The following is a 5,605-nucleotide window of genomic DNA, read 5'->3' on the forward strand; positions in this document are numbered from 1 at the left end:
GTAGCTTGATCCTTGCCTGTTTGAAAAAGGAAAAACCAAGGAAAGCACAGGTTGACGAGCATAAAATGGAAAAACAGCTGAAAAAGCTGTTTTATCTTAGCAAAGATCATTTGAGCGAGAATTGCTGGTGATTATTCTTGGTATGGATGATAATGGCATTGCTTGTGGTATTGATGATGCCGATACGCTGCAACTTAAAATAAAAGATCGCATTAAACATAATATCGCGCCTTCGACGATGGGCTTGTTTGATGTGGCGGTGTTGCAAAAACAAGGGCAAGAACAAGATAAAACATTAATTAAAGTCATTGTTGCCAGTGGTAGCGAAAAACCGTATTACCTAAGCAAAATGGGTATGTCATCAAAGGGATGCTTTATTCGTATTGGCAGTGCCAGTGATCCAATGCCAAGTGAGATGATGGAAACACTATTTGCTACACGGGTGCGTAACTCCATCGGCAATATTACCTCTCGTTATCAAGATCTGAGCTTTGAGCAGCTGAAGATCTACTACAACGAAAGCAGCTATACACTTAATGAGCAATTTGCTAATAACCTTGAATTGCTAACCAAAGAAAAGCAGTATAACTATGCGGCTTATCTACTTGCTGATAATAATGGTTGCTCGATAAAAATAGGTAAATACAGCGGAACCGATCGTGTTGATCTGATTGAGAATGAAGAATTTGGACATTGTTGTTTAGTCAAAGCAACAAAGTCCGTGTTAGACAAGTTGAATGTGGAAAATCGTACTTACACACAGATCACCGCAAAAGAACGTTTACAAAGAAAGATGCTTGATCCCGTTGCATTAAGAGAAGCGGTGATTAACGCCATTATTCATAACGACTTTAGTAATGAAATCCCGCCGAAATTTGAGCTTTTTAGCGATCGTCTGGAAATAACCTCGGCAGGTAAATTACCTGATGGCTTTAGTCAGGATGAATTTTTTGATGGCTATTCAATTCCACGAAATAAAGAACTGATGCGTGTCTTTCGCGATCTGGATATGGTTGAACAGATGGGATCGGGGATCGCGCGTATCTTACAAGTTTACCCTCAGACTATTTATCGTTTTACCAATAACTTTATCCGTATCACCATGCCTTATGCGACAGGCTTTATCGAGTCTCAGAGTAAAAACATGCAAGCTACCATGCAAGCTACCATGCAAGCTACCATGCAAGCTACCACGCAAGCTGAACAAGTATTATTGTTTTGCCAAGATCCGAAAAGCAGAAGTGAAATTCAAGATCATTTAGGTCTGAAAAATAGAGATCACTTTAGAAAGTCGATTTTAAATCCCTTGATTGGATCTGGAAAGCTACTGTTAACCATTCCCGATAAGCCAACCAGTCCGAAACAGCAGTTTTATACGGCAGTGTCGAAGAATGACAATACGCATGGAGGTGATAATAATGAGTAATTGTAAATCAATAATTGCAACACAGCCTGTTGCTCAATTGGTAAAATTAGCTCACAACACTAATACTCATTTTCTTTTGGGGTTGATTCTGGTGTTATTAAGAAATATTATCTTCATTAATATGCCCGCCAAGCCTAGGGAATTTGATTTATCAAGTTTGACGCTGAAATCGTGCGGGCGTTTATCTTTTATTACCTCCTCAACTCTCTTTTTTCCACAAAACAACAGTCGCAAATTGAATAGAAAAGTGAAATTTGACTTGCTAAAACACTTTATCGTGCGTAATTTCTCAAGTAACAACACCCCTCAAGCCTATGGTCAATTTCGATTGATTACTGCTCAAACCGAGGGGTTACTTGTTTCTGGGGGATTGAAATAATGCACTATCAGAAACCTCCCCTAACTATTCCTCTGCAATTTATAACGTTAAAAGTCGCGATGGGATTTCCGGATGATTGGCAAATACACCCATTTTGGAGTGGTGAAAATGAATAGTCGTTATAAGACGTATCCAGAGTATAAAAATTCGGAAATTCGTTTTTTAAATGTGATTCCTCAGCATTGGGCAATAAGTAAAGTTCGGTTTATATCGTCTTTTGGGCGAGGTCTCGGAATAACTAAAGCGAACCTTCAAGATATTGGAATTCCCTGTGTAAGCTATGGAGAGGTTCATTCAAAATATGGATTTGAAGTAAACCCAAGTAAGCACTGTCTGAAGTGTGTTGATGAAGAATATTTAATTACTTCGCCTGATTCTCTGCTTGCAAAAGGCGATTTCGTATTTGCAGATACTTCTGAAGATATTGAAGGTTCCGGAAATTTTACGCAATTAACGAGTAATGAAACGCTGTTTGCAGGCTACCATACAGTTGTAGTTCGTCCAAGTTCAGACAATTACTATCGTTTCCTTGCGTATATGTTTGACTCGTCAGAGTTTAGATCTCAGATAAGAGATGCGGTCAAAGGTGTAAAAGTGTTTAGTGTCACTCAGGCAATACTAAAGAACACTAATGTATGGTTGCCTACATACGAGGAACAACAAAAAATTGCCAATTTCCTCGATCACGAAACAGCCAAGATCGACACCTTAATCGTTAAACAAGAAAAACTGATTGAGCTATTAAAAGAAAAACGCCAAGCAGTGATTTCTCATGCAGTCACCAAAGGACTGAATCCTAATGCACCAATGAAAGACTCAGGTGTTGAGTGGTTAGGTGAAGTACCTGAACATTGGGTTATATCAAGAGCAAAGTTTTTAACCGATTTTATTACTAGTGGTTCACGAGGTTGGGCTGAGTACTATTCTGATGAAGGAGCATTGTTTTTTCGAATTGCTAACCTTACCAGAAATACGATTGAGCCAAAGTTAGAATCCATTCAGAATGTGACACCTCCAGAAGGAAAGGAAGGCGGGCGGGCTAAAATCAAAAAAAATGACTTACTTGTTTCAATCACTGCTGATTTAGGATCTATTTGTGTAGCAAATAAAGAAATTGAGAATGGATATGTGAGTCAACACGTTGCTCTTTGTCGTCCTAATAATTTTGTATCTTCAGCAAGATGGCTTGGTTATTTTTTTCTATCTGATGCAGCAAAAGAACAGTTACTAGGATCAGGTTATGGAGGCACGAAGATTCAGCTAAGCCTAGAAGATGTTAAAGAACTTATATTGGTAATGCCAAACCATAATGAACAAATAGACATAGCCAATTTTATTGATAAAAAAATGGCTATGTTCTTAAAGTTAAGTACAAGGGCAGAAGAGCAAATAAAATTATTATTAGAACGCAAAACGGCCCTTATCTCAGCAGCGGTAACCGGTAAAATTGATGTGCGTGATTGGGAGGAAAGTTAATGACTGAAAAAACAATCCCAGCTCCACAAGGACAATTCATCCTCTTTCAAAGTGAAGCCGGTCAATTTAAAGTCGAATGTCGTTTTGAAACTGACAGTTTGTGGCTGACTCAGAATTTAATCGCTGAACTCTATCAAAAAACGATTCCTACCATTAATGAGCATTTAAGTAATATTTATAAAGAAGGTGAGCTTGAGCAAAATTCAACCATTAGGAATTTCCGAATAGTTCAAAAAGAAGGAACCCGCGAAGTTTCTCGTGAGGTTGCGCATTACAATTTAGAAGCGATTTTAGCGGTGGGCTACCGTGTTCGTTCTAAACAAGGTACACAGTTTCGCCAATGGGCAACCAGAACGCTGCAAGAGTATCTGACTAAAGGCTTTGTGATGGATAATGAGCGCCTTAAAGAGCCAGATAACAGCCAATACTTCGATGAATTGCTCAATCGTATCCGTGATATACGTTCATCAGAAAAAGTCTTTTGGCGTAAAGTCTGTGATATTTATGCAACCAGTATTGATTATGATGCGAAAGTACAAACCAGCATGCAATTTTTTGCACAAGTACAAAATAAAATGCACTGGGCAGCGCATGGTCATACCGCTGCTGAAGTCATTTTTGAACGAATTAACGCCGATAAACTCGGTTTAGGTTTGATGAGTTACAAAGGCAAAGAATCAGGTAAAGCACCGACACGTAAAGAAGTGGTTGTTGGAAAAAACTACTTATCTGCAGATGAATTAGAAATCTTAAATCGCTTAGTGACCTCATATCTTGAGTTTGCAGAATTGCAGGCAAGACAGGGTAAACTAATGAAAATGGTCGATTGGGCAACTAAATTGAATGATTTCTTAAAGTTAAGTGACTTCGATATTCTTACCCATGCAGGCAAAATATCAACGGAACAGGCAAAACAAAAAGCCAAGCAAGAATATGATAAATATCGCAAGGTTATTGATATGCAGCCAACACAAGTCGATAAAGACTTGGAAGATGCAATGAAACGGTTAGGTAATAAAAAATAAGCGCAACGTTAGGGATGAACAATGGCAAATGCAACACAAGAAAATCAGACGAGAGAGAGATTGTTCCAAGACGACATTCTAGATCAAATGCTTGCTGCTGGTTGGTTATTGGGGGAGTCGAACCGATATAACAAAGCGTTAGCACTTTATCCTGATGATGTGGTCGACTTTGTTAAAGATTCGCAGCCTCAGCAATGGGATCAATTAACCAAACATTATCCCAATACTGATCGCAGCCCTAACGCAACCGCTGATGCTTTGCTTAAATCATTAGAGCGTAACCTAAAAAACAAAGGCACCTTGTGGGTATTGCGTAATCAAGTAAAAGATCGTGGCGCTAAATTTAATTTGTGCTGTTTTAAGCCAGATCATAATCTAAATCCAGATGCGACAGCGCGTTATCAGAAAAATATTCTCCGCGTTGTTCCCGAGCTTGTCTATTCACCTAACGGATATGATGGTCGATTGGATTTAACGCTGTTTGTTAATGGTATTCCGGTTGCAACGTGCGAACTTAAATCAGAATTTAAACAATCACTGAATAATGCCAAAATTCAGTATATGAAAGATCGGCAGCCAAAAGATCCCATTACCAAAAAGCCTGAGCCATTATTGACCTTTAAACGAGGAGCATTAGTTCACTTTGCAGCTAGCCAATATAATGTGGCAATGACCACGCGTTTAGCCGGTAAGAAAACGTTCTTTCTCCCTTTTGACCAAGGCACAAGTGATGGTGGTGAAGGTAATGATGTTCCTGCTGACGACTTCTCATCGGCTGAAGGCTCTTACGCTACAGGCTACCTTTGGAATGAAATTTTTCAGAAAGACAATTTGCTACTCATTTTAAGCCGTTATATCCATCTTGAAGTCAAAGATGAAGAACAGTTAGACGGTTCAATTAAAGTTAAAGAAACGCTGATCTTTCCGCGTTATCATCAATGGGCAGTTGTCTCAAAATTAATCAATACGGTTGATATTGAAGGGACAGGACAAAAATATCTTATTCAACATAGTGCGGGCTCTGGTAAATCAAACTCAATTGCTTGGTTATCGCATCAACTTGCTTCAAAACATTATTACACTGGTCATCCTGAGCTTAGTAAGCAAACGGGTGATAAAGTATTTGATTCGGTGATAGTGATCACCGATAGGACCGTATTGGATAGCCAATTACAGTGAGCTTACGGCTGCATAGTTTGACTTGGGCGGTTAGCCCAATTCAGTCTTTTTTGGAAAGCAAGTCAGCCGTTACTCACTATTTTCTAGATAATTCCATGGCAGGTAATTTTCTGGGTTGGC

The 5,605-nt window shown here is 39.0% G+C and carries 4 protein-coding genes and 1 pseudogene; all 5 read left to right on the forward strand.

Annotated features, from left to right (window positions below; translation table 11 throughout):
• The first annotated feature begins 127 nt into the window (after positions 1-127).
• Complete coding sequence (locus KSO91_RS15860) at positions 128-1,426, forward strand: ATP-binding protein (RefSeq protein ID WP_238744004.1); 1,299 nt, start codon at positions 128-130, stop codon at positions 1,424-1,426.
• Positions 1,419-1,805, forward strand: a complete 387-nt coding sequence (locus tag KSO91_RS15865; RefSeq protein WP_238744005.1) for a hypothetical protein — start codon at positions 1,419-1,421, stop codon at positions 1,803-1,805. The genes KSO91_RS15860 and KSO91_RS15865 overlap by 8 nt, the downstream gene beginning before the upstream one ends.
• 72 nt (positions 1,806-1,877) lie before the next feature.
• Positions 1,878-3,281 (forward strand): restriction endonuclease subunit S, encoded by a 1,404-nt coding sequence (locus KSO91_RS15870; protein WP_238744006.1) that lies wholly within the window; start codon positions 1,878-1,880, stop codon positions 3,279-3,281.
• Positions 3,281-4,306, forward strand: coding sequence for a virulence RhuM family protein (locus tag KSO91_RS15875; protein ID WP_238744007.1), 1,026 nt, complete (start codon positions 3,281-3,283; stop codon positions 4,304-4,306). Before KSO91_RS15870 ends, KSO91_RS15875 begins: the two co-directional genes overlap by 1 nt.
• A 21-nt stretch (positions 4,307-4,327) precedes the next feature.
• Positions 4,328-5,482 (forward strand): annotated as a pseudogene (locus KSO91_RS15880) (type I restriction endonuclease); the annotation flags it as partial.
• Between the last annotated feature and the right edge of the window lie 123 nt (positions 5,483-5,605).

The sequence above is a fragment of the Psychromonas antarctica genome (assembly GCF_022267535.1).
Lineage (GTDB): Bacteria > Pseudomonadota > Gammaproteobacteria > Enterobacterales > Psychromonadaceae > Psychromonas > Psychromonas antarctica.

Bases quoted from the DNA above. Each gene is read 5' to 3' on its own strand.
- KSO91_RS15875 (WP_238744007.1), top strand. From the start codon at position 3,281: ATGACTGAAAAAACAATCCCAGCTCCACAAGGACAATTCATCCTCTTT.
- KSO91_RS15865 (WP_238744005.1), top strand. From the start codon at position 1,419: ATGAGTAATTGTAAATCAATAATTGCAACACAGCCTGTTGCTCAATTG.
- KSO91_RS15870 (WP_238744006.1), top strand. From the start codon at position 1,878: ATGATTGGCAAATACACCCATTTTGGAGTGGTGAAAATGAATAGTCGT.